The following is a 25,213-nucleotide window of genomic DNA, read 5'->3' on the forward strand; positions in this document are numbered from 1 at the left end:
CACCCTTCTCAATCAGAACAAGAATCCAAGCCGGAGGCACCCATGCTCGAACTCGATGCCAGCCAAATCCAGATGGGCCGGGCGGCGGCGAACAAGGGCGAAGCCCTGGCCATGCTCGGCGACGCGCTGGCCAGTGCCGGCCTGGCCACTGCGGCTTACCTCCAAGGCCTGCAGGCGCGCGAGGCCCAGGGGTCGACCTTTCTCGGCCAGGGCATCGCCATCCCCCATGGCACGCCGCAGACCCGCGATCAGGTGCTGCGCACCGGCGTCAGCCTGATCCAGTTCCCCGCGGGCGTGGACTGGGGCAACGGCCAGCAGGTCTACCTGGCCATCGCCATTGCCGCCCAATCCGATGAGCACCTGCATCTGTTGCAACTGCTGACCCGCGCTCTGGGCGAGGGCGATCTGAGCCAGGCGCTGCGCGAGGCCCGCGAGCCGGCGCAGATACTCGAGTTGCTGCAGGGCGCGCCGCAGGCACTGGCACTGGACGGCCAACTGGTGGCGCTGGCGCAGCCGGCCGAAGACTTCGACGAATTGCTCTGGCAAGGCGCGCGCCTGTTGCGTCAAGCCGGCTGTGCCCGCAGTGGCTTCGCCCTCGGGCTGGCCCGTGGCGAGCCGCTGCCGCTGGGCGATGGCCTGTGGTGGCTGCACAGCGAGGCCAGTGTCGAGCGGCCCGGCCTGGCTTTCATCACCCCGGCGCAGCCGCTGAGTTTTCGCGGTGAGGCGTTGCGCGGCCTGTTCTGCCTGGCCAGCCAGGGCGAGGCGCACCGTCAGGCGCTGGAACGCCTGTGCGATGTGCTGATCGGTGGTCGCGCGGCCGCCTTCAGTGAAGCCAGCGATAGCCGCCAGGTGATCGAGGCGCTGGGTGGCGAGGTAGCGCCGGACTGGCCCAGCCTCAGCGTGCCGCTGCTCAATGCCCATGGTCTGCATGCGCGCCCGGCCAAGGCACTGAGCGAACTGGCGCAGGGCTTCGCGGGCGACATACGCGTGCGCCTGCTTGGCGATACGGGCGCCGGGGTCTCGGCCAAGAGCCTCAGCCGCCTGCTGGCGCTGGGCGCACGGCGTGGTCAGATGCTCGAATTCAGCGCCGAACCGGCGATTGCCGACGTTGCGCTGCCGGCCATTCGCGCCGCGCTGGAGAGTGGCCTGGGCGAAACGGTCGAGCCGCTGAGCGAAGCGCTGCCCGAGGTCGCGGCGCAGCTGGAACCGGTCGAAGCGGTCGCCCCTATTGCCGGTAGCCGTCTGCAGGCTGTCGGTGCCTCACCCGGCATCGCCATCGGCCCGGCGCTGGTGCGCACGCCGTCGGTGTTTGATTTCTCTGAGCAAGGCCTGGGTGTCGAGCAGGAACGCGCGCGTCTGGATGCAGCCCTGGCCGCTGTCGCCGCGCAGATCCAGCGTCTGGTCGATGGCGCCGGTGTGGCGAGCATTCGGGAAATCTTCAGTGCCCACCTGGCCATGCTCGCCGATCCGGCGCTGCGCGAAGACGTCGATGCTCGTCTGGCCAAGGGCGTGAGCGCCGAAGCGGCCTGGCAGGTCGAGGTCGAGGCCGCGGCCAAGCGTCAGGAAGCGCTGCACGACCCACTGCTGGCCGAGCGCGCAGCGGACCTGCGTGATATTGGCAACCGTGTGCTGGCGCATCTGTGTGGCGTCGAGCTGCCCAGCGAACCGAACGAGCCGTACATCCTGGTGATGGCTGAAGTCGTGCCGTCGGACGTCGCTGGCCTCGACCGTCAGCGGGTGGCCGGCATCCTGACCGCACAGGGTGGCGCCACCGCGCATAGCGCGATCATTGCCCGGGCCTTGGGGATTCCCGCTGTGGTCGGTGCCGGTGATGGCGTGCTGGCGTTGGCGCAAGGCACGCCACTGCTGCTCGATGGCGACAGCGGCCTGCTGCGCATCGCCCCGGATACCGCTGAGCGCGACCAGGCGCTGCATGATCGTGAGACGGCGCAGCAGCGGCGCGAGCAGGCGCATGCCGCGCGCTTCAACGATGCGCAGACGCGCGACGGCGTGCGTGTGGAAGTGGCGGCCAATATCGGTGCCAGCGGCGAAACCGCCGACGCGGTGGAGCTGGGCGCGGAAGCGGTGGGCCTGCTGCGCACCGAACTGGTATTCATGGAGCATGCCCAGGCGCCGGATCACGCCGCGCAGGAGCGTGAGTATCGTCGTGTGCTCGATGCGCTGGCCGGACGCCCGCTGGTGGTGCGCACGCTGGATGTTGGCGGCGACAAACCCCTGCCGTACTGGCCGATGCCGGCCGAAGAAAATCCTTTCCTTGGCGTGCGTGGCATTCGCCTGAGCCTGCAACGTCCGGAGATTCTGGAAACCCAGCTGCGCGCCTTGCTCGCCTCGGCCGATGGCCGGCCGCTGCGGATCATGTTCCCCATGGTCGGTTCGGTGGAGGAGTGGCGTGCGGCGCGTGACATGGTGCAGCGGCTGCGCGAAGAGATCGAAGTACGCGACCTGCAGGTCGGCATCATGATCGAAGTGCCCTCGGCGGCGTTATTGGCGCCGGTGCTGGCGCGTGAGGTCGACTTCTTCAGTATCGGCACCAACGACCTGACCCAGTACTGCCTGGCCATCGACCGCGGCCATCCGCAGCTGTCGGCACAGGCCGATGGTCTGCATCCGGCCGTGCTGCGCCTGATCGAGATGACCGTGACCGCTGCCCATGCCCAGGGCAAGTGGGTCGGCATCTGCGGCGAGCTGGCCAGCGACCGTCTGGCCGTGCCGCTGTTGGTCGGCCTGGGCGTGGACGAGTTGAGCGTCACACCGCGCTCGATTGCCCTGGTCAAGGCGCGCGTGCGTGAGCTGGACAGCCGCCAGGCGCGAACCCTGGCTGACCGCGCCCTGACCCTCGACAGTGCCAGCGCCGTGCGCGCGCTGGTGGCGGAGATGCACTGATGGCCCGAATCCTGACCCTGACCCTGAATCCGGCGCTGGACCTGACCCTGCGTCTCGACCGTCTGCAGCCCGGCGCGATCAACCGCTGCCATGAGCTGCGCAGCCACGCCGCCGGCAAGGGCCTGAACGTCGCCCAGGTGCTGGCCGATCTTGGTCATACCTTGAGTGTCGGCGGCTTTCTCGGCCGCACCAATGCCGCACCGTTCGAGAGCCTGATGCACAAGCGCGGCTTTCACGACCTGTTCGTCCGCGTGCCGGGCGAGACGCGCAGCAATATCAAGCTGGCCGAAGCCGACGGCTGTATCACCGACCTCAACGGCCCCGGCCCGCAGGTCGAGACCGAGCACCTTCAACGTTTGCAGGATGAGCTGGAGCCGCTCTTGGCTGGGCATGACGCCGTGGTGGTGGCCGGCAGCCTGCCGCGTGGTGTGACGCCTGAGTGGTTCGCTGGCCTGCTGCGGCGGATCAAGGCCTGCGGCGTGCCGCTCGCGGTCGATAGCAGTGGTGCGGCCCTGCAGGCGGCCCTGGGCGTCGCGCCCTGGCTGATCAAACCCAACGAGGAAGAACTGGCCGAGGTCTGCGGCAGCGATCTGTCCGCCGCCGTGCAGGGCCTGCGCGTACAGGGCATCGAGCATGTGCTGCTGTCGCGCGGCGCGGCCGGTGTCGACTGGCATGGCCCGGACATCGCCCTGCGCGCCGTACCGCCGTGGGTCGAGGTGGCCAGCACGGTCGGTGCCGGCGACTCGCTGCTGGCGGCCAGCCTGCATGGTCTGCTCGAAGGCTGGCCCGCCGAACGCACCCTGCGCCTGGCCACGGCGGTGGCCGCGCAGGCGGTCACCCAGATCGGTTTCGGCATCCACGATCGCGAGCAGCTGGCCCGTCTCGAGGCGGCCGTACAACTGCACCCCATAGAAGAATAAGAGGCACTGACATGAACCTGCTGATCGTTACCGCCTGCCCCAATGGGCAGGTCACCAGCGTGCTCTGCTCGCGTCTGTTGCAGGCGGCAGCCGAGCGCCTGGGCTGGCAAACCCGTGTCGAGGTGCACGACGCCCGCGCCATCGGAGCGCCCTTGAGCGAGGCGGATATTGCCGTTGCCGATCTGGTGGTGGTGGTCAAGACTGGCGAGCTGGCGCTCGGTCGTTTTGTCGGCAAACCCCTGCTGCAGGCCACACCAGCCGAGGCGCTGGCCGACCCGCAACGCTTTCTGCGCGAAGCCCCCGAGCGGGCCCGGCCCTATGCCGAGGATGCCGCCGCGCCGAGCGGGCGCAAGCGGCTGGTGGCAGTCACTGCCTGTCCCACTGGCGTGGCGCACACCTTCATGGCCGCCGAGGCGCTGCAGCAGGCGGCCACGCGTATGGGCATCGAGTTGCAGGTGGAAACCCGCGGTTCGGTCGGCGCGCGTAACTTGCTCGACGATGCCGCCATCGCAGCGGCCGATGCCGTGCTGCTGGCCACCGATATCGAGGTGGACACCAGCCGTTTCGCTGGCAAGAAGGTCTACCGCTGCGGCACCGGGGTGGCCCTGAAACTGCCGCAACAGACGTTGGAGCGGGCCTTGAACGAGGCGCGAGCGCTGAGCGAAGCCACGCCAGCCGAGGGCAAGGCCGTCGCCAGTAGTGGCGAGAAAACCGGCCCCTACAAGCACCTGCTCACCGGCGTGTCCTACATGCTGCCGATGGTGGTGGCCGGCGGCCTGCTGATCGCCCTGTCGTTCATCTTCGGCATCGAGGCGTTCAAGGAAGAGGGCACCCTGGCTGCCGCGCTGATGAAGATTGGCGGCGATAGCGCCTTTCAACTGATGGTGCCGCTGCTGGCCGGCTATATCGCCTATTCCATCGCCGATCGTCCTGGCCTGGCGCCGGGGATGATCGGCGGGTTGTTGGCCAGTTCGCTGGGGGCCGGCTTCATCGGCGGCATCATCGCCGGTTTTCTCGCCGGCTATTCGGCCAAGGCCATCGCCCATTGGGTGCGTCTGCCAGCCAGCGTCGAGGCGCTCAAGCCGATTCTGATCATCCCGCTGGTGGCCAGCCTGTTCACCGGGCTGGTGATGATCTATCTGGTTGGCAGTCCGGTAGCAGGCATGCTCGCAGGGCTTACTGCTTTTCTCGATGGCATGGGCAGTACCAATGCAATCCTGCTCGGCATGCTGCTCGGCGGCATGATGTGCGTCGATCTCGGCGGGCCGATCAACAAGGCGGCCTATGCCTTCTCCGTCGGCCTGCTGGCCTCGAGCAGTTATGCGCCGATGGCCGCGACCATGGCGGCCGGCATGGTGCCACCCATCGGCATGGCCATCGCCACCGTGCTGGCGCGGCGCAAGTTCGCCCAGAGCGAGCGCCAGGCCGGCAAGGCAGCCGGGGTGCTGGGGCTGTGCTTCATCTCCGAAGGGGCGATTCCCTTCGCCGCCAAGGACCCGCTGCGGGTGATCCCGGCCAGCATTGCCGGTGGTGCGCTGACCGGCGCGCTGTCGATGTACTTCGGCTGCAAGCTGATGGCGCCGCACGGCGGTCTGTTCGTGCTGCTGATTCCCAACGCCATCAATCACGCGCTGCTGTACCTGCTCGCCATCGTCGCCGGCAGCCTGGTCACTGGCTTGCTCTATGCGCTGATCAAGCAGCCCGAGGCGCAGCCGCTGGCGGTTGGGGCGCAATAAGCGCAGGGTTCGTTGCCTCGGTTACACTGAGCTGAACAGCGCCGGGCAAGTCGGAGTCTGTTGAAGGGGGCGGTGCGCCGCTGCGCTGCGACGGCCCCCGGTTGGCTTCGTGGCGCAGTCGCCCTCACAAAGAAAGGACCTTCTGTAGATGACTCAAGCTCTCGCGCATCGCTGGCGCTTCTTCCGTGCCGGCGGCTTCGATCAGGTGCAACTGGAAACGCCCGCCGACCTCGCCGCCTTGCGTGGCCTGGATCAGAAACTCTGGGCCAGCCTGGCCTGCCCGGTGAACAACCTGGAGCTGGATCGGCGCATGCTGCAGTACATCGACCTGAACAATGACGGTCGTATTCGCGCGCCGGAAATTCTCGATGTGGTCGATTGGACGTTGGCGCGTCTGGCCGACCCTGCCGTGCTGTTCCATGACGGCCCGCTGCAGCTGTCCTCGCTCACCGAAGATGCTGTGGGCGCGCGCCTGCGTCTGGCCGCGCAACGCCTGTTGGGGGTGCTTGGGCGGCCCGATGCCGAGAGCCTGACGCCGGCCGATACCGCCGATCTGGCGAAGCTGTTCCCGCCGCACCAATCCAATGGTGATGGTCTGGTGCCGGCGACGCTGACCGATGATGCCGAACTCAAGGCCGCCATCGCCGATATCATCGCCTGCCTGGGCGCACAGACCGACCGCAGTGGTGAGCCGGCCATCGGTGCCGAGCAGATCACCGCCTTCTTCGATCAGGCGCGTCAGCTGCATGCCTGGCATGCGCGTGCCGCCGAGCAGGGGCTGGATGCTTTCGGCGAGGGTACGGTGGCCGCTGTGGAGGCGCTGAGCGCGGTGCGCGCCAAGATCGACGACTATTTCACGCGCGTGGCCATGGCCGAGTTCGACCCGCGTGCTGCCGCCCTGATGAATGCCAAGGAAGAAGAGCTGGTGCGTCTGGCCGCGCTGTCCCTAGCCGATGCCAGCGAGGTGGCCGACCTGCCGCTGGCGGTGGTGCAGCATGGCGATGAGCTGCCGCTGGACAAGGGGCTCAACCCGGCCTGGCAGCGTGCCATCGATGAGTTTCGCCAGCGTGTGGTGGTGCCGGTGTATGGCGAGCAGGACAGCCTGTCGCGCGAGCAGTGGCAGCACCTGGTTGCGCTGTGCAGCAACTACCTGGCCTGGCGCGCCGAGACGCCGAAAGTGGCGATTGCCGAAATGCTGGAGCGCGGACGTATTCTCGAACTGGTGGAGCAGGGCGCCGAGGCCCGTTTGCTGGCGCTGGTCGAAGAGGACAAGACCGTGGCCGAGGCGGCGGACGGGCTGGTCGAACTGGACAAGCTGATTCGCCTGCGTCATGGCCTGGTTACGCTGCTGCGCAACTTCGTGTCCTTCCAGGCGTTCTATTCGCGTCACGAGAAGGCCGTGTTCCAGGCCGGGGTTCTGTATATCGACGGCAAGAGCTGCGAGTTGGTGGTGGAGGTCGACAACGTCGAGGCTCACGCCAAGGTGGCGGCGGCCAGCGATTGCTTCCTGCTCTATTGCACGTGCACGCGTCGCGGCGAGCCGGTGCGGGGTAAGGAGGCGCTGAATATCGTGGTGGCGGTGACCGCTGGCAGCGAAGGTGATCTGCAGGCGGGCCGCCATGGCCTGTTCTACGACCGCGACGGCAACGACTGGGATGCCACCGTGGTCAAGGTGGTGCAGCACGCCATCAGCATTCGCGAGGCGTTCTGGTCGCCGTATCGACGCGTTTCCAAGCTGGTGTCCGATCAGGTGCAGAAGCTTGCCGCCAGTCGCGACGCCGACATGGTCAGCAAGACCGCAGCCAAGGTCGGCGAAACCGGTGCGGCTCCAGCCGCCACGCCTACCCCGGCCTTCGATATCGCCAAGTTCGCCGGTATCTTCGCGGCCATCGGCCTGGCGGTCGGTGCCCTGGGCACGGCACTGGCGGCGGTGGTCACGGGGATTCTGTCGCTGGTCTGGTGGCAGGTTCCGCTGCTGCTGCTCGGCGTGCTGCTGGCCATCTCCGGGCCGTCGATGCTGCTGGCCTGGTTCAAGCTGCGCCGGCGCAGCCTGGGGCCGATCCTCGATGGCAATGGCTGGGCGGTGAATGCCCAGGCGCGTATCAGCATTCCCTTCGGCACCGCGCTCACGCAGATGGCGGAACTACCCAAGGGCAGCGATCGCGCTTTGCGCGATCCCTATGCCAACAAACCGGTGGTGTGGCCCTGGATACTGGCGTTGCTGCTGGCGCTGGGCCTGGGTTACTACGCCTGGAGCAATGGCGTGTTCAGCCCGGCGCCGGAGGTGCCGGCCGAAGCGGCGGCGCCCGTTCAGGACGCCGGGTAGGGCGTACCGGGACGCCGGCCGCTCGGAAGCAGTACGCCGCTGGATGTGTGGGGTGCTGCAAAACAGCGGGCTGTTCGCTGCGCTCCTGAGTTTGTCCTACAGCTGTTCTTGGCTTCAGCCCGCCAATAGCTCCGCTACCCAGCGCGGCAGCTGTTCGGTGGCCGGGCCATAGCGTTTCTCGGCGAACAGCGAATGGCCCAGGCTCGGTTCCAAATTGATCTCCAAAGTATGCGCGCCGGCTCGGTGCGCCTGCTCGACGAACCCCGCCGCCGGGTAGACATGGCCCGAGGTGCCGATGCTGACGAACAGCTCGCATTGCTCCAGCGCGTCATAGATGCGCTCCATGTGATAGGGCATCTCGCCGAACCAGACGATATCCGGGCGCAGCGTACCGACCAGCCCGCAGCAGGCGCACGCCTGGCTGACCGGCATGTCATCCTGTAGCGGAAAGCGTTGCTGGCTGTTGCTGCAGAGCATCGACTGCAACTCACCGTGCATATGCAGCAAGCGTCTGGTGCCGGCGCGTTCGTGCAGGTTGTCGACGTTCTGCGTGACCAGCAGAAACTCGCCCTGCCAGGCGGCCTCCAGCTCGGCCAAGGCCAGATGCCCGGCATTCGGTGCGATGGCCGGATCGCGCAGCTGGGCGCGACGCATGTCGTAGAAACGCTGCACCAGCGCCGGATCGCGGGCGAAGCCTTCGGGTGTGGCCACCTCTTCGATGCGGTGGTCTTCCCAGAGTCCGTCAGCGGCGCGGAAGGTGCGGATGCCGCTCTCGGCGGAGATACCGGCACCGGTGAGAATGACGATATTGGGATGGGGCATGTTGGCTCCGAAGCAAGCGCGTTGCTGCAACTCTAAGCCAATTACCAGTCCGTAGGGTGTGCCGCGCGCACCAGCATCTTTGCTCAGGTGCGCATGGCGCACCCTACATGAGGATCAGAACCGTAGCCTGGATCTCGTCCGGGCTACGCGGTTGCCGACCCAGGAGCAAGACGACACATGCTGGTTCTTGGGTCATCCCCGTTCGCTCATTGCCGCCAACGCTACCGAGGCGGCGGCGGTGCGGGTTTCCACGCCGAGCTTCACGTAGACGTGTTCCAGGTGCTTGTTCACCGTGCGCGGGCTGAGGCCGAGGATGTCGCCGATATCGCGGTTGGTCTTGCCGCAGGCTACCCAGCGCAGTACCTGCACTTCGCGCTCGGTGAGCTGGAAGCGCGCCGATAGCCTGGCATAGGCGGGGGCATCGTCGAGGCTGAGGCTGACCGGCTTCGATGCAGCACGCGCGGCCTGGAGTATGCGCGCCGTGCGCAGGTGCGAGGCGACGCGGGCGAGCACTTCCTCGGGGTTGATCGGCTTGGTCACGTAGTCGATGCCGCCGGCCTCGAAGCCCTGTACCACGTGCTCGCTATCGGTCAGGGCGGTCATGAACAGCACGGGGATATCGGCGCTGCTCGGCTCAGCCTTGATTCGCCGGCAGGTCTCGAAACCATCCAGCCCCGGCATCATCGCGTCGAGCAGGATCAGGTCGGGCCTACGCCGCTGGATGCGGCCTAAAGCGCTTACACCGTCCAGCGCGACCAGCACCATGTAGCCGGCGTCGTCGAGGGCGTCGGAGAGCAGGGCGAGGTTGTCCGGTGTGTCGTCGACGATAAGGATGATGCCGCGCTCGGCCGACAGGCTGGCGGGCGAGCACGACTCAGGCTGGTGGAGCGGCGCATTCATGTTCGGCCTCCTTCAGTTGGCGGTTGAATTCATCGAGCTGGAAGTTCTTCACCAGCAGACGCAAGGCGGCAGTGAAGCCCGCGCAGGCCGGGTGGCGCTGGTCGATATCGTCCAGGCGTTGCTGGATGCCGCGTACGTAACCCAGAGCGCCCAGTTCGCGCAGCGCCTGCAGGTCGTCGCTGCCGGGTAACGTGATGGCTTCTGGCGGCGGCAACTGCCCCTGAGTGCGGCGCAGCCATGTCAGACCGAGCTGGTGCTGGATGCGTTCGAGCAACTGCGGGGTGTACACCGGTTTGGCCAGGTAGTCGTCGCAGTCAGCAGCGACGCTGCGTTCGCGGTCGTCGGTGAAGGCATTGGCGGAGATCACGATGATCGGCGCCTGGCAGCGTGTGTTACGGCGAATCAGGCGACTGGTTTCCCAGCCGTCCATTTGCGGCATGGACAGGTCCATCAGGATCAACGCCGGGCTGTGCAGCGCCACCTGGCGAATCGCCTCCTGGCCACTGGCGGCCTGGATCACCTCGAAGCCCAGCGGCTCGAGCATACCGGCGAGCACGCGGCGATGTTCGAGATGATCGTCCACCAGCAGAATCAGGCGGCGTTCCCCCTGGTAGCCAGTGATGTCGTGCTCGACGTGTACCACCGCCTGCGGCACCCGTACTTCGGAGAGGAACAGGCGAACCTGGAAGCGTGTGCCCTGCTCGGGTTCGCTGTGTACTGACAATTCGCCGCCCATCAGTGAGGTGAGCATGCGGGTGATGGTCAGGCCGAGGCCGACACCGTTGTCCTGGCGCATCAGGTCGCCGCGTTCGAAGGGCTGGAAGATGCGCTCGATCTGTTCCGGGGCGATGCCGATACCTGTGTCGATGATCTCGAAGGTGGCGGTCTCGCGCATATAGCCCACGCGCAGACGCACCTCGCCGCGCTCGGTAAAGCGCACGGCGTTGCCCAGCAGGTTGATCAGGATCTGTCGCACGCGTTTCTCGTCGCCACGCACCACTGCCGGCATGCGGCCGATGCATTCGAGGCGAAAGCGCAGGCCTTTCTCGGCGGCCTGAGGGGTGAACATGCGTTCGATCTGGTCGATGAACTCCGGGAAGGGAATTTCCGCCAGTTCCAGGTGCAGTTTGCCGGCTTCGATCTTGGCCACGTCGAGCAGGCCGTCGATCAGTGACAGCAGGTGCGAGCCGCTACGCAGGATGGTGGCCAGGGCGTCCTGGTGCCGGCTCGGCATGGCCGCGTCACGCTGCAGGATCTGGGTATAGCCAAGGATGCTGTTGAGCGGTGTGCGCAACTCGTGCGACAACCCGGTGACGTAGCGACTTTTCGCCGCGTTGGCGGACTCAGCCGCTTCCTTGGCCTGCTGCAGGGCTTCGTCGGTCTTGCGGTGAGCTTCGATCTCCTGCATCAGCAGCAGGGTTTGCCGATCCGACTCCTCCTGCGCCACGCGGCGACTTTCGCGGGTCAGTACCAGCCACCAGGCGAGCATGGCAGCGAACAACGAGAGGGTCAGAAAGGCCTTGAGGAAAGCCTGGAACAGGGTCTGGCGGACTGCCGGTTCCTGCGTCAGCAGGCTCAGCGATACCTGGCTGTAGATCAGCGCGAGTGCGCCGAACAGCATCAGCACCAGCAGGCTCAGCAGGCCCAGGTACTGCGCCAGGCGGCTGTGCAGACGCGGGATGGAAACGCGCGGGAACAGCCAGCCGATGAAGTCGTCGAGCTGATCGCTCAGGCGTGCTCTGGGTTTGCAGCGATCCTCGCAGCGTGCGTCGAGCGAGCAACACAGCGAACAGATCGGCGCACCGTAGGCGGGGCAGTGTGCGGTGTCCGGTTCTTCGAAACGGTTGTTGCACAGACCGCACTGCACCTGGCCGGCTTCGGTATGGGGATAGAGCAGGTGTGGCTGGCGTTCGCGGGCGATGTAGTAGCGCCCGCCAGTGAGCCAGGCCAGCAGCGGCGCCAGCAGGAATGCCGAGCCCAGCGCCACGGCTGGCGAGGCCGCCTGCGCCAGGGCGCCGAAAAGGCCGCCGTGGGCGAGCACCGAGAGCAGGGAGGCGATCAGCATGGCGCCGACACCCACCGGGTTGATGTCGTAGAGGTGCGCGCGCTTGAACTCGATGTATTTCGGCGACAGCCCCAGCGGCTTGTTGATCACCAGGTCGGCCACCAGCGCGCCGATCCAGGCAATGGCGATATTGGCGTAGAGGCCGAGCACTTCCTCGATCGCCTCGAACACGCCCAGCTCCATCAGTATCAGGGCGATGGCCACGTTGAACACCAGCCACACCACACGGCCAGGGTGGCTATGGGTGATGCGCGCGAAGAAATTCGACCAGGCCAGCGAGCCGGCATAGGCGTTGGTGACGTTGATTTTTACCTGACTGACGATGACGAACAGGACCATGGCCGCCAGCGCCCATTGCGGCGAAGCGAACACGTAGTTGAAGGCCACCAGGTACATCTGCGTCGGCTCGGCAGCGCGTTCCATGGGGATTTCATGCTGAAGGGCGAGAAAGGCGAGGAAGGCGCCGGCGAGCATCTTCAGCGCACCGGGGATGATCCAGCCGGGGCCGGCCAGCAGCAGCGCCGTCCACCAGCGCACGCGGTTGGCGCGGGTTTTCTCCGGCAGGAAGCGCAGGTAGTCGACCTGCTCGCCGATCTGCGTGATCAGGGCCAGGGCGACGGTGCAGGCGGCGCCGAAATGCAGCAGGTTGAAGCTGCCGGGTTCGCCCTCGCGGCCGGCGAAGCTGGTCCAGTCCGATAGCGCCTCGGGGTTCTTGGCGATGACGAAGACATAGGGCAGCACCAGCAGAAACAGCCACACGGGCTGCGTCCACATCTGCAGGCGATTGATCAGGGTGATGCCGTAGGCCACCAGCGGAATGATGATGATCGAGCAGATCACATAAGCCAGGGCCAACGGGATGTTGAAGTACAGCTCCAGGGCCAGCGCCATGATCGCCGCTTCGAGGGCGAAGAACAGAAAAGTGAAGCTGGCGTAGATCAGCGAGGTGATGGTCGAGCCGATGTAGCCGAAGCCGGCGCCACGGGTCAGCAGGTCCATGTCCAGGCCGGAGCGGGCGGCGTAGTAGCTGATTGGCAGGCCAGTGAGGAAGATCACCAGGCTGACCGCGAGGATCGCCCACAGGGTGTTGGTGAAGCCGTAAGACAGCGCCAGGGCGCCGCCGATGGCTTCCAGGGCGAGGAACGACACGGCGCCGAGCGCGGTGTTGGCGATGCGCAGCTCCGACCACTTGCGGAACGACCTGGGCGTGAAGCGCAGGGCGTAATCCTCCATGGTCTCGTCGGCGACCCAGGCGTTGTAGTCGCGGCGAATCTTGATGATGCGCTGGGTGCCGGTTGGTTGCACGGGCGAAGTCCTGATCGTGGGCGGATTGTAGGAGCGGCTTCAGCCGCGAAGCGTTTTCACAGCAGTAGCGCCATACCGCTCAGCCGCTCCCACAGGATGAGCATCAGCAACTTCCATGCCCCGGCTCAGCGAGGCCTCTGCCGCGCGCGCGGGCTTCTGTCTGCCTGGTTTTTCTGCGCCCAGCTTGCACCAGGCTGGAGCAGGCCGCTGTACGTCAGATGACGTATGCCCTTACGTCATGCTGCGTATACCCCGCTCGGTGGGGGCAAACGCATCCTAGCTGCGAAGCCGGCGTGGTTCGGCACGAATAACCAGCACAGGAGCACGACCATGGACTCTCAACCGATTCGACTTCTTCCCCGCCGGCTGGCGGTGGGGGCGGCAGCGCTCTCGCTGCTGGCCGCCAGCCTGTTCAGCCATGTGGCCAGCGCCGAGGTGAACACCACCGGCCTGGCGGTGACCGACAGCGAGGTCACGGTCGGCATTCTGCATTCGGCCACCGGCACCATGGCCATTTCCGAAACCGGTTCGATCCAGGCCGAACGTCTGGCTATCGAGCAGATCAACGCCAGTGGCGGTGTGCTCGGCCGGCAGATCAAGGTCATTCAGGAAGATGGGGCTTCCGACTGGCCGACCTTCGCCGAGAAGGCGCGCAAACTGCTAGTCGGTGACAAGGTCGCCACCGTATTCGGCTGCTGGACCTCGGCCTCGCGCAAGGCAGTGCTGCCGGTGTTCGAGAAGGAAAACGGCCTGCTCTACTACCCGACCTTCTACGAAGGCCTGGAGCAGTCGAAGAACGTCATCTACACCGGCCAGGAAGCTACCCAGCAAATCCTCGCGGGCCTGGACTGGGTGGCCAAGGAGAAGGGCGCCAAGACCTTCTACCTGCTCGGCTCTGACTACATCTGGCCGCGTACCTCGATGAAAATCGCGCGCAAGCACATCGAGAACGTGCTCGGCGGCAAGGTTGTCGGCGAAGAGTACTACCCGCTGGGCAACACCCAGTTCGGCTCGCTGATCAACAAGATCAAGCTGCGCAAGCCTGACGTGGTCTTCGCTGCCGTGGTCGGTGGCTCCAACGTCGCCTTCTACAAGCAGATGAAAGCCGCCGGCGTCACCGCCGACAAACAGACCCTGCTGACCCTGTCGGTCACCGAAGACGAGCTGCTGGGCATCGGCGGCGAGAACATGGCCGGCTTCTACGCCTCGATGAAGTACTTCCAGAGCCTGGACAACCCGAACAACAGCGCCTTCGTCGAAGCCTTCAAGGCCAAGTACGGCAAGGACGCAGTGATCGGTGACGTGACCCAGGCCGCCTACCTCGGCCCATGGCTGTGGAAAGCCGCCGTGGAGAAAGCCGGCAGCTTCGACATCGACAAGGTGGTCGCCGCTTCCCCGGGCATCGAGCTGGACACCGCGCCGGAAGGCTACGTCAAGGTGCACGACAACCATCACCTGTGGAGCAAGACCCGCATCGGTGAAGTGCAGAAAGACGGCCAGTTCAAGGTGGTGTTCGAGTCCGATCTGATCGAGCCGAACCCCTTCCCGGAAGGCTACCAGTAAGCAACACCCTCTCGTAGGAGCCGGCTTGCTGGCGATCAGTGAATCGCCGACAAGCCGGCTCCTACCGGCTTTTCTCTTTTCTTCTGGAGACCATCGACATGGAATGGCTATCGGAATTCGGCGCCATCGCAGCCATGCAGGGGTTCAACGGCTTGTCCGTGTTCTGCGTGCTGCTGCTGATGGCTCTGGGGCTGGCGATCATCTTCGGGCAGATGGGCGTGATCAACATGGCCCATGGCGAGTTTCTCACCATCGGCGCCTACACCACCTTCGTGGTGTCCTCGCTGACGTCCAGCTACGCACCGGCCTTCGGGCCTTACTACTTCTTTCTCGCGATCATCCTCTCGTTCTTCATCGCCGGCGCCATTGGCTGGCTGGTGGAATGGGCGATGATCAGCAAGCTCTACCAGCGTCCGCTGGACACCTTGTTGGCTACCTGGGGGCTGTCCCTGGTGATGCAGCAGGGCTTTCGTTCGATCTTCGGCGCGCGTGAAGTCAGCGCCACGCTGCCGGACTGGCTGATGGGTTCCTGGAACCCGACCGAGGCCATCGACATTCCGCGCAACGGCCTGTTCGTCATGGGCCTGACTCTGCTGCTCACCGCGCTGCTGTTTCTGATGATCTATCGCTCGCGCTGGGGCCTGCAGGTGCGCGCCACCATGCAGAATCGGGTGATGGCACGCTCCGTGGGTATCAACACCAAGCGCGTCGACCGTATGACCTTCGCCCTCGGCTGCGGCGTTGCCGGCGTGGCTGGCGCGGCCTTCACCACCATCGGTTCGACCGGGCCGACCGCAGGCTCCCTGTACATCGTCGATACCTTCCTGGTGGTGGTGTTCGGCGGTGCCTCCAGCCTGCTCGGCACCATCGCCTCGGCCTTCAGCATCGCCCAGGCGCAATCGCTGCTGGAGTTCTTCACCAGCGGTTCGATGGCCAAGGTGCTGACCCTGTCCGCCGTGGTGCTGATCCTGATGCTACGTCCGCAGGGGCTGTTCTCGGCCAAGGTGCGCAAATGAAAAGTAGGAGCCCGCTTGCGGGCGATTGCAAACCTGTTCATCGCCCGCAAGCGGGCTCCTACGGGATTGTTGAATTGAGGGCATGGGCATGAATCCGACACTCGACAAACTGCTCGGCGGCAAGCAAGGCGCCATCGGCCTGGCGCTGCTCGCCACGCTGATTCTGGTGGTGTTCCCACTGGCGCTGGATGCCTTCCGCCTGAACATGGTAGGCAAGTACCTGACCTACGCCTTCGTCGCCGTCGGCCTTGTGTTGTGCTGGGGCTATGGCGGCATCCTGAGCCTTGGCCAGGGCATCTTCTTTGGCCTGGGCGGTTACTGCATGGCGATGTTCCTCAAGCTCGAGGCGTCCGACCCGGAAAGCACCAAGATCCAGTCCACACCCGGCATCCCGGACTTCATGGACTGGAACCAGATCACCGAACTGCCGCTGTTCTGGGAACCCTTCCACAGCCTGAGCTTCACCCTGATCGCGGTGGTGGCGGTGCCGGTGTTGTTGGCCTTGGTGATCGGTATCGCGATGTTCAAGCGCCGCGTCGGTGACGTGTATTTCTCCATCGTCACCCAGGCCATTGCGCTGATCCTCACCGTGCTGATCATCGGCCAGCAGGGTTTGACCGGCGGGGTCAACGGCATTACCGACCTGCGCACGCTCAAAGGCTGGGACATCCGTAGCGACGAGGCCAAGCTGATCCTCTACTTCGTCAGTGCGGTGCTGCTGATCGGCTGCATTCTCATCGCCCGTTTCATCATCGCCTCCAAGCTCGGTCGCCTGCTGTTGGCGATGCGCGACAAGGAAGAGCGGGTGCGCTTCTCCGGTTACGACGTGGCCAGCTTCAAGATCTTCGTGTTCTGCGTCGGCGCAGCGTTCGCCGGTATCGGTGGGGCGATGTTCACCTTGCAGGTGGGCTTCATGTCGCCGAGCTTCGTCGGCATCGTGCCATCGATCGAAATGGTCATCTTCGCCGCGGTCGGCGGGCGCCTGTCGCTGCTCGGTGCGGTGTACGGCGCGCTACTGGTCAACTTCGGCAAGACCTATTTCTCCGAGAGCTTCCCCGAGCTGTGGCTGTACCTGATGGGCGGCCTGTTCATCGTCGTGGTCATGTATTTCCCCAATGGTCTGGCCGGCCTGTGGGACAGCCACGGTAAGCGCTGGCTGGCGCGATTGCGGCGCAAACCACAGGCGGTCGCTACGCCGGCTCCCGTGGTCGTTGCCAGCAGCAAGCGTCCCACCCCTGATCTGGAGACCACGCCATGAACAGCCCAGCAGGCTTTCAGGCCGCCAAGCCGGTACTGGCCATCGAGGGGCTGACCGTGTCCTTCGACGGCTTCAAGGCGGTCAACGACCTTAACCTCTACGTCGACCGCAACGAGGTGCATGTGGTGATCGGCCCCAACGGGGCCGGCAAGACCACGGTGCTCGACCTTATCTGCGGCAAGACCCGCGCCACCGCCGGCAGCATCGATTTCGACGGCCGTGAGCTGACCAGGATGCGCGAGTTCGACATCGTCCGTGCGGGCGTCGGGCGCAAGTTCCAGAACCCATCGATCTACGAAAACCTGACGGTGTTCGAGAACCTGGAGATGTCCTACCCGGCCGGGCGCAAGGTGTTCGGCGCGTTGTTCTTCAAGCGCACGCAAGAGGTGATCGAGCGGGTCGAACAGGTGGCGCAGGAAATCATGCTCGGCGATCACCTGCACCGTCAGGCCGACCTGCTTTCGCATGGGCAGAAACAGTGGCTGGAGATCGGTATGCTGCTGATGCAGGACCCGCAACTGCTGATGCTCGACGAGCCGGTGGCCGGCATGAGCGTGAGCGAGCGAGTGGCCACGGCCGATCTGCTCAACCGCATCAGCCAAGGCCGCTCGGTGCTGGTCATCGAGCACGACATGGAGTTCGTGAAAAGCATCGCCCACCGCGTCACCGTGCTGCACCAGGGCAAGGTGCTGGCCGAGGGCAGCATGGAGGCGGTGCAGAGTAATCCCAAGGTGATCGAGGTGTACCTGGGGCATTGATGGCCATGGCTACGCAACGGTGCGCGCGGCGCACCCTACACCCGGGTATCAGACCGTAGGGTGCGCGGTGCGCACCGTCTATGTTGGAGTGACAAACATGTTCCAGATCAGCAACCTCGCTTCCGGCTACGGCCAGAGCCAGATCCTCCACGAGCTCAACCTCGACGTGGCGAAGAAGGAAATCGTCGCGGTGATGGGCCGTAACGGCATGGGCAAGACCACCTTGTTCAAGAGCCTGATGGGCATCCTGCCGCAGTGGGGCGGGCAGATCCGCGTGGACGGCAAGGATGTGTCGAAACTGGAGACCCATCAGCGTGTGGAAAGCGGCGTCGCCTACGTGCCGCAGGGGCGGATGATCTTCCCCAGTATGACCGTGCTGGAAAACATCCAGACCGGTTTGCCGGCCTCCGCTGGCGGCAAGGTGCCGGACGATCTCTATGCATTGTTCCCGGTGCTGCTTGAGATGCGCCACCGCAAGGGCGGCAACCTCTCCGGTGGCCAGCAGCAACAGCTGGCCATCGCCCGCGCGCTGGCCACCAACCCCAAGGTGCTGCTGCTCGATGAGCCGACCGAGGGCATCCAGCCGTCGATCATCAAGGACATCGCCCGCAGCCTGAAGGAGATCCGCAACATGCGCGATCTGACCATCGTGGTGTCCGAGCAGGTGTTGTCGTTCACCATGGAAATCGCCGACCGCTTCCTGGTCATCGAGAAGGGCAAGTTCGTCGTTGAGGAAACCCGCGACAAGGTCGATGAGGCGAGCATCAGCCGTTATCTGTCGGTGTGATGGCCCGTTCTTGTAGCCCGGATGCAATCCGGGGCGGAGTTTCGGTCTGTCCCCGGAATTCATCCGGGCTACACAATTGACTCCCGCTTTACGGCCGGCGTGTTCTCCATGCGCCGGCCGCTTTTTCGTGTCCGCGAAAAAGGCCGTAGGCCCCGTGGAATCTGGTGTCTGGGCATACGTCATCCAACGTATTGGCCGATTTCACCGCGCGTTCGAGACTGGCTGCGTACCCCGGCACAGGCCGGCATTCCTCACAGGTCTTATGGAGCTCAGTCATGACCGATACCCTGATCAAGGTCGACCTCAACCAGGCTGCTACCGATAACGAACAGGTGCACAACCGCTGGCACCCGGACATTCCCATGGCCTGCTGGGTCAACCCGGGCGATGACTTCATCCTCGAGACCTATGACTGGACCGGCGGTGCGATCAAGAACGATGACGACGCCAGCGACGTGCGCGACGTCGACCTGTCTACCGTGCATTACCTGTCCGGCCCGGTGGGCGTGAAAGGCGCTCAGCCGGGCGACCTGCTGATCGTCGAACTGCTCGATATCGGCGCCAAGCAGGACATGCTCTGGGGCTTCAACGGCTTCTTCTCGAAGAACAATGGCGGTGGTTTTCTCACCGACCACTTCCCCTCTGCACAGAAGTCGATCTGGGACTTCGAGGGCATGTTCACCAAGAGCCGGCACATTCCCGGCGTACGTTTCGCCGGACTGATCCATCCGGGGCTGATCGGCTGCCTGCCGGATCACAAGATGCTCGCCGAGTGGAACAAGCGCGAGCAGGCGCTGATCGATACCAACCCGACCCGCGTACCGCCGCTGGCCAACCCGCCGTTCGCCAGCACCGCGCACATGGGCAAGATGAAGGGCGAGGCTCGCGACCTGGCGGCCGCGACAGGCGCGCGCACCGTGCCGCCGCGTGAGCACGGCGGCAACTGCGACATCAAGGACCTGTCGCGTGGCTCGAAGATCTTCTTTCCGGTCTATGTCGACGGCGCCGGCCTGTCGGTCGGCGACCTGCACTTCAGCCAGGGCGACGGCGAGATCACCTTCTGCGGCGCCATCGAGATGGCCGGCTGGGTGCACATGAAAGTCGAGCTGATCAAGGGCGGCATGGCCAAGTACGGCATCAAGAACCCGATCTTCAAGCCCAGCCCGATCGTGCCCACCTACAACAACTACCTGATCTTCGAAGGCATTTCGGTCGACGACGACGGCAAGCAGCACTACCTGGACGTCAACCTGGCCTACAAGCAGGCCTGCCTCAACGCCATCAACTACCTGACCAAGTTCGGCTACTCGCCGGCCCAGGGCTACTCGCTGCTTGGTTCGGCGCCGGTGCAGGGGCATATCAGCGGCGTGGTCGATATCCCCAACGCCTGCGCCACGCTGTGGCTGCCGACCGACATCTTCGAGTTCGACATCAACCCCAGCGCCAGCGGCCCGACCAAGTTCCTCGACGGCAGCATCGACCTGCCCATCGCCTACGACAAGTGATGCTCATGCGCACGGCCACCCTAGGGTGCGCCGTGCGCACCGAATTTATCGAGGTTTTGCCATGCCCATCTACGAATACGACTGCCCGAGTTGCGGCGACTTCAGCGTGCTGCGGCCGATGGCCGAACGTGACGCCGCCTGCGCCTGCCCGTACTGCGACGCGCCGAGCGAGCGGGTGATTCTCAGCGCACCGGGGTTGACCAGCATGGCCGGCAGCCAGCGCCGCGCCCATGAAACCAACGAGCGCAGCGCCCACGCGCCGCAGAGCCTGGAAGAGTACAAGGCCAACCGCAAGCACCCGGCCGGCTGCGGTTGCTGCGGCCCGAGCAAACCGGTCGAACGCACCAAGGCCAACCCCCACGGCCTCAAGGCCAGCCCATCGGCACGGCCGTGGATGATCAGTCACTGAGGCTGTTTATTGGGTCCCCGCCTGCGCGGGGATGACGTGGGTTTTCACCGTCATTCCCGCGAAGGCGGGAATCCAGTTCGCAGAACGTTCCTGTAGGCGCGGCTGGGCGGCATTGCGCTTCAGCTGCGATAGAAGGCCAAACAGAGAAAGCTTCGCGGCTGAAGCCGCTCCCACAAACAAGCAGTCAACCGGAGGACATACAGCCATGCGCCACGGCGATATTTCCAGCAGCCCTGACACCGTCGGCGTCGCCGTCGTCAATTACAAGATGCCGCGCTTGCATACCAAGGCCGAAGTGCTCGACAACGCGCGCAAGATCGCCGAGATGATCAAGGGCATGAAGCTCGGCCTGCCTGGCATGGACCTGGTGGTGTTCCCCGAGTACAGCACCATGGGCATCATGTACGACAAGGACGAGATGATGGCCACCGCCGCTACCATCCCCGGCGAGGAAACGGCGATCTTCTCCGCCGCCTGCCGCGAGGCCAAGACCTGGGGCATCTTCTCGCTCACCGGTGAGCGTCATGAAGAGCACCCGCACAAGGCGCCGTACAACACGCTCATCCTGATCAACGACCAGGGCGAGATCGTCCAGCGCTACCGCAAGTGCATTCCCTGGTGTCCCATCGAAGGCTGGTATCCGGGCGACCGTACCTATGTGTCCGAAGGCCCCAAGGGCATGAAGATCAGCCTGATCATCTGCGACGACGGTAACTACCCGGAAATCTGGCGCGACTGCGCGATGAAGGGCGCCGAGCTGATCGTGCGCTGCCAGGGCTACATGTACCCGGCCAAGGATCAGCAGGTGCTGATGGCCAAGACCATGGCCTGGGCCAACAACTGCTACGTAGCGGTGGCCAACGCCACTGGCTTCGACGGCGTGTACAGCTACTTCGGCCACTCGGCGCTGATCGGCTTCGACGGCCGCACCCTGGGCGAATGCGGTGAAGAGGAAATGGGCATCCAGTACGCTCAACTGTCGGTATCGCAGATTCGCGACGCGCGGGCCAATGACCAGTCGCAGAACCACCTGTTCAAGCTGCTCCATCGTGGCTACACCGGCGTTTACAACTCCGGCGACGGCGACAAGGGCGTGGCCGATTGTCCGTTCGAGTTCTACCGCACTTGGGTGCTGGATGCGCAGAAGGCCCAGGAGGACGTGGAGAAACTCACTCGCTCGAGCATCGGCGTGGCTGACTGCCCGGTGGGCGAGTTGCCGCATCCGGGCAAGGAGCGGGTGGTGTAGGGTGCGCCGTGCGCACCATGAGAACCATTGGTGCGCACGGCGCACCCTACGGGTAGCTGTCTCATGCCTTTTGCCAACGATATGATCGACAGCAACCGTGAGCGCCTGGAGCACCAAGGCGTTACCCGGCTGCAATCACGTTTCCTCTTCGAGCCCGCTGCCGTGATGGCCCTGCTACGTTCGCGTATCGTCGGCCAGGACGCGGTGTTGGCGCAGGTCGAGGCCATGCTCAAGGTGATCAAGGCCGATATCGGCGAGCGTGAGCGGCCGCTGGTGGTCAACCTGTTCATGGGCCCGACGGGCGTCGGCAAGACCGAGATCGTGCGCCTGCTGGCCCAGGCTATCCATGGTCGCGCCGACGCCTTGTGCCGCATCGACATGCACACCCTGGCCCAGGAACACTACGCCGCCGCGTTGACTGGCGCGCCGCCCGGTTACGTCGGAAGCAAGGAAGGCACCACGCTGTTCGATGCCGAAGCGATTGCCGGAAGTTTCGGCCGGCCCGGCATCGTGCTGTTCGACGAACTGGAGAAGGCCAGCCCGGAAGTGCTGCGCAGCCTGCTCGGCATTCTCGAACATGGCCGGCTGACCCTGACCGCCGGCAGCCGTACCCTGGATTTCCGCAACAGCCTGATCTTCATGACCAGCAACGTCGGCGCGCAGCAGGCGCAGCGCTACCGGGAGCGTTTCACGCGCGGTTGGCGGCGTTGGTTGGGGCTGGCACCGAAAGGCGAGGGTGCATTGCTGGAGCAGGTGCTGCACGAGCGTTTCGAGCCGGAATGGCTCAATCGCCTCGACCGCATTCTGGTCTTCGAGCGTGTCGACGAGCAGTGGTTGGATGCCTTGCTGAATATCGAACTGGACAAGCTCAACCAGCGCCTGGGGCGCCAGGGCCGCTCGCTACAGGTGGAGCAGAGCGCCCGCGCCTGGCTGTGCCGCGAGCATGACATTCGCTTCGGTGCTCGCGCGCTGGCGCGCCGTATACGTACCGAGCTGGAGCCGGCGATTGCTGAGCGGCTATTGGCGCAACCGGATCTGCTCCGCTTGTCCTGCACAGCTAAAGATGGCCACCTGTTGATCAATTAGCAGCCGGTTTCTCTACACTCTGTAGAGCGTTGGGTGGCGACACGTCCAGCATACGGCTTTGCAAGTGCAGCCTTACTCGCAGAATCGCTGAACTCTATCCCTCACTTCGCATCCACAGATCACGGCCCCGATCTCCGGGGGCAGCGTTTCGGGGAGCGAGCAATGACTGACAACAACAAGGCGCAGCTCCTGCGCATCAAGCTTACGGTTTGGGCGACAGTCGTTCTGGGCGCGCTGCTGGCGCTCGGTGGCGCTTATCTGCTGTGGCTGGGCGGTTCCTGGTACTACCTGCTGGCCGGCCTCGGCCTGCTGTTGGTGGGCGTGCTGATTCATCGCCGTCAGCGCGCGGCGCTGTGGCTGTATGCCCTGGTGTTGCTGGCGAGCCTGGCCTGGACAGTCTTCGAGGTGGGGTTCGATTGGTGGCAGATGGCGCCGCGCATCGACCTGTGGTGCGTGCTCGGCCTCTGGCTACTGTTGCCTTGGATCAACCGGTATATCGCGCCTGGGCAACCCTGGCGTGACGGTGCCAGCGTGATGCTGGGTATCGGCCTGCTGCTGGGAGCCGGCATGGCTGGTTATTCGTTGACGCAGGACTATCATCGCTTGCCCGGCCGCTTCGACGAGCCGCGTATGGCCGCTGCCGGTGTGACGACAGCCAGTCGTTCGGCCAGCGAATGGACTGCTTACGGCGGCTCGTCGCGTGGCGAGCGCTATGCCAGTGCCGAGCAGATCACCACGGCCAACGTCGGGCGGCTGAAGAAAGCCTGGGAGTTTCACACGGGGGATCTGCCCGGTGAGGGCGACCCCGGCGAAATTACCAATCAGGTAACGCCGCTCAAGGTCGGTGACAACCTGTTCATCTGCACGCCGCACAGCATCGCCATCGCGGTGGATGCCGACACCGGCGAGGAGCGCTGGCGCTTCGACCCGGCGATCAACCGTCAGGCCGAGTACTACCAGCACATGACCTGCCGTGGTCTGGCTTACCACGATGCGACAGCCTATCGCGGCCCACTGATTGCCGCCCGAGATGGCGCGGCGCCGGAGCCTTCAACAGCGGCGACGGCGCGCTGCACCCAGCGACTGTTCCTGCCGACCAACGATGCCACGCTGTACGCGCTCGATGTGCATGACGGCAAGCCGTGCGAGGACTTTGGCGAGGCCGGCATGGTCGACCTCAAGGTTGGCCTGGGCGATGACGCGCTGGGCATCTACCTGCCTACCTCGCCGCCGGTGGTCACCGAGAAACTGGTGATAGTCGGTGGTTCGGTGACCGACAACGGCTCGGTGGATTCGCCGGGTGGGGTGATCCGTGCCTACGACGTACGCACCGGCGCGCTGGTGTGGAACTTCGATCCTGGCCGTCCCGATGCCACCGAGCCGCTGTCGGCCGGTGAGACCTACGTGCGCAGCACGCCAAACTCCTGGACCATCGCCACGGCGGACGAGGCACTGGGCCTGGTGTACATCCCCATGGGCAATCAGACGCCTGACCAGTGGGGCGTGCAACGCAGCGCCGAGGCCGAACGTTTCACCGCGGCGCTGGTGGCGCTGGACCTGGAAACCGGCAAGGTGCGTTGGGAATTCCGCACCGTGCATCATGACCTCTGGGACCGCGACCTACCGTCTCAGCCCACCCTGGTGGATATCGAAGGCGCTGATGGGCCGGTGCCGGCGATTATCCAGCCGACCAAGCGCGGCGACCTCTATGTGCTTGACCGGCGCAGCGGTGAGCCCATCGTGCCGGTCAGCGAGCATCCAGTGCCGCAGGGGACGGTGGAGGGCGACTTCACCGCGCCGACTCAGCCGGCATCAAAACTCAGCTATGCCCCTGACGAGCCGCTGCGCGAACGCGACATGTGGGGCGGTACGCCATTCGATCAGTTGATCTGCCGCATCCAGTTCCATCGTCTGCGTTACGAGGGCGACTTCACTCCGCCATCGGAGCAGGGATCGTTGATCTACCCGGGCAACGTCGGTGTGTTCAACTGGCCATCGGTGGCGGTCGATCCGCAGCGGCAGATTCTCTTCGGCGCGCCTAATTACCTGGCGTTCGTCTCGCGTCTGGTCAAACGGGAGGAGGCGCAGGATGTTCGTTATGGCAGTGGCGAAACCGGTCTGCAACCCAATCGTGGCGCGCCTTACATGGTCAGCCTAAAGCCCTTTCTTTCGGTCCTCGGCCTGCCTTGCCAGGCGCCGCCATGGGGCACTGTCACGGCGGTGGGCCTGCGTAGCATGGACAAGGTCTGGCAGCGCAAGAATGGCACCAGCCGCGACAGTGCCCCCTTGGGCATTCCCCTGACCGTCGGCGTGCCGAACCTCGGCGGCCCGTTGGTCACTGCTGGTGGTCTGGGCTTTCTCAGCGGCACGCTGGACTACTACCTGCGCGCCTACGACATGCGCACCGGCGAGGAGTTGTGGAAGGACAGGCTGCCGGCCGGCGGCCAGGCCACGCCTATCAGCTACGTGTCGGAGAAGACCGGCAAGCAATATGTGGTGGTAATGGCCGGCGGGCACGGCTCGTTCGGTACGCGCCTGGGCGACTCGCTGGTGGCCTGGACGCTGGAGGAGGAGGATGAGTAGATAGCACAAGGCCCGCAGAGCGGG

Annotated in this window: 17 protein-coding genes; 14 read left to right on the forward strand and 3 right to left on the reverse strand. The window is 65.0% G+C overall.

Translation table 11 applies throughout. The annotated features are described in order from the left end of the window. Positions 1 to 42: 42 nt before the first annotated feature. From ptsP to BM186_RS21840, 4 genes are all read left to right on the forward strand, one after another. Positions 43 to 2,904: a phosphoenolpyruvate--protein phosphotransferase gene (gene ptsP, locus BM186_RS21825; RefSeq protein ID WP_074918343.1), complete on the forward strand. Its 2,862-nt coding sequence runs from the start codon at positions 43 to 45 to the stop codon at positions 2,902 to 2,904. Next, positions 2,904 to 3,824: a 1-phosphofructokinase gene (gene pfkB, locus BM186_RS21830; RefSeq protein WP_074918345.1), complete on the forward strand. Its 921-nt coding sequence runs from the start codon at positions 2,904 to 2,906 to the stop codon at positions 3,822 to 3,824. The genes ptsP and pfkB overlap by 1 nt, the downstream gene beginning before the upstream one ends. 11 nt (positions 3,825 to 3,835) lie before the next feature. Beyond that, positions 3,836 to 5,560, forward strand: coding sequence for a fructose-specific PTS transporter subunit EIIC (locus BM186_RS21835; protein ID WP_074918346.1), 1,725 nt, complete (start codon positions 3,836 to 3,838; stop codon positions 5,558 to 5,560). A 148-nt stretch (positions 5,561 to 5,708) separates the two neighbouring features. Continuing rightward, on the forward strand, positions 5,709 to 7,886 hold the full coding sequence (locus tag BM186_RS21840) for a hypothetical protein (RefSeq protein ID WP_074918349.1): 2,178 nt from the start codon (positions 5,709 to 5,711) through the stop codon (positions 7,884 to 7,886). 114 nt (positions 7,887 to 8,000) lie between these two features. Here the strand turns inward: BM186_RS21840 and cobB are convergent, their stop codons facing one another. From cobB to BM186_RS21855, 3 genes are all read right to left on the reverse strand, one after another. Continuing rightward, on the reverse strand, positions 8,001 to 8,708 hold the full coding sequence (cobB, locus tag BM186_RS21845) for a Sir2 family NAD+-dependent deacetylase (RefSeq protein ID WP_074918350.1): 708 nt from the start codon (positions 8,706 to 8,708) through the stop codon (positions 8,001 to 8,003). Between the two features lie 192 nt (positions 8,709 to 8,900). After that, positions 8,901 to 9,608 (reverse strand): response regulator, encoded by a 708-nt coding sequence (locus BM186_RS21850; protein WP_074918352.1) that lies wholly within the window; start codon positions 9,606 to 9,608, stop codon positions 8,901 to 8,903. Next, positions 9,583 to 12,978, reverse strand: a complete 3,396-nt coding sequence (locus BM186_RS21855) for an ATP-binding protein (protein WP_074918354.1) — start codon at positions 12,976 to 12,978, stop codon at positions 9,583 to 9,585. The genes BM186_RS21850 and BM186_RS21855 overlap by 26 nt, the downstream gene beginning before the upstream one ends. A gap of 330 nt (positions 12,979 to 13,308) precedes the next feature. Here BM186_RS21855 and urtA point away from each other — a divergent pair, with 330 nt between their 5' ends. The 10 genes from urtA (at position 13,309) to BM186_RS21905 (ending at position 25,189) form a co-directional block, all read left to right on the forward strand. Next, positions 13,309 to 14,541 carry an urea ABC transporter substrate-binding protein gene (gene urtA, locus BM186_RS21860; protein WP_021488011.1) on the forward strand — a complete coding sequence of 411 codons (1,233 nt, stop codon included), beginning with the start codon at positions 13,309 to 13,311 and terminating at the stop codon, positions 14,539 to 14,541. Between the two features lie 98 nt (positions 14,542 to 14,639). Continuing rightward, the gene (gene urtB, locus BM186_RS21865; RefSeq protein WP_017678851.1) at positions 14,640 to 15,557 is read left to right on the forward strand and encodes an urea ABC transporter permease subunit UrtB; all 918 of its coding nucleotides are present in this window, start codon (positions 14,640 to 14,642) and stop codon (positions 15,555 to 15,557) included. An 88-nt stretch (positions 15,558 to 15,645) separates the two neighbouring features. Further along, positions 15,646 to 16,815: an urea ABC transporter permease subunit UrtC gene (urtC, locus tag BM186_RS21870; protein WP_074918356.1), complete on the forward strand. Its 1,170-nt coding sequence runs from the start codon at positions 15,646 to 15,648 to the stop codon at positions 16,813 to 16,815. Next, positions 16,812 to 17,573 carry an urea ABC transporter ATP-binding protein UrtD gene (urtD, locus tag BM186_RS21875; protein WP_074918358.1) on the forward strand — a complete coding sequence of 254 codons (762 nt, stop codon included), beginning with the start codon at positions 16,812 to 16,814 and terminating at the stop codon, positions 17,571 to 17,573. Before urtC ends, urtD begins: the two co-directional genes overlap by 4 nt. Positions 17,574 to 17,670: 97 nt before the next feature. After that, the gene (gene urtE / locus BM186_RS21880; protein ID WP_074918361.1) at positions 17,671 to 18,360 is read left to right on the forward strand and encodes an urea ABC transporter ATP-binding subunit UrtE; all 690 of its coding nucleotides are present in this window, start codon (positions 17,671 to 17,673) and stop codon (positions 18,358 to 18,360) included. A gap of 275 nt (positions 18,361 to 18,635) precedes the next feature. Next, a complete protein-coding gene (gene fmdA / locus BM186_RS21885) occupies positions 18,636 to 19,865 on the forward strand; it encodes a formamidase (RefSeq protein ID WP_074918363.1) in 1,230 nt (409 codons plus the stop codon). A gap of 61 nt (positions 19,866 to 19,926) precedes the next feature. Then, the gene (locus tag BM186_RS21890; RefSeq protein WP_074918364.1) at positions 19,927 to 20,274 is read left to right on the forward strand and encodes an FmdB family zinc ribbon protein; all 348 of its coding nucleotides are present in this window, start codon (positions 19,927 to 19,929) and stop codon (positions 20,272 to 20,274) included. A 205-nt stretch (positions 20,275 to 20,479) separates the two neighbouring features. Then, on the forward strand, positions 20,480 to 21,520 hold the full coding sequence (locus BM186_RS21895) for an aliphatic amidase (protein ID WP_074918366.1): 1,041 nt from the start codon (positions 20,480 to 20,482) through the stop codon (positions 21,518 to 21,520). 63 nt (positions 21,521 to 21,583) lie between these two features. After that, positions 21,584 to 22,606: an AAA family ATPase gene (locus BM186_RS21900; RefSeq protein WP_083431638.1), complete on the forward strand. Its 1,023-nt coding sequence runs from the start codon at positions 21,584 to 21,586 to the stop codon at positions 22,604 to 22,606. Between the two features lie 162 nt (positions 22,607 to 22,768). Beyond that, positions 22,769 to 25,189, forward strand: coding sequence for a membrane-bound PQQ-dependent dehydrogenase, glucose/quinate/shikimate family (locus tag BM186_RS21905; RefSeq protein WP_074918367.1), 2,421 nt, complete (start codon positions 22,769 to 22,771; stop codon positions 25,187 to 25,189). The last annotated feature ends 24 nt before the right edge of the window (positions 25,190 to 25,213 follow it).

Origin of the sequence: Ectopseudomonas toyotomiensis (assembly GCF_900115695.1) — a bacterium.
In the GTDB taxonomy this organism is placed as follows: domain Bacteria; phylum Pseudomonadota; class Gammaproteobacteria; order Pseudomonadales; family Pseudomonadaceae; genus Aquipseudomonas; species Aquipseudomonas toyotomiensis.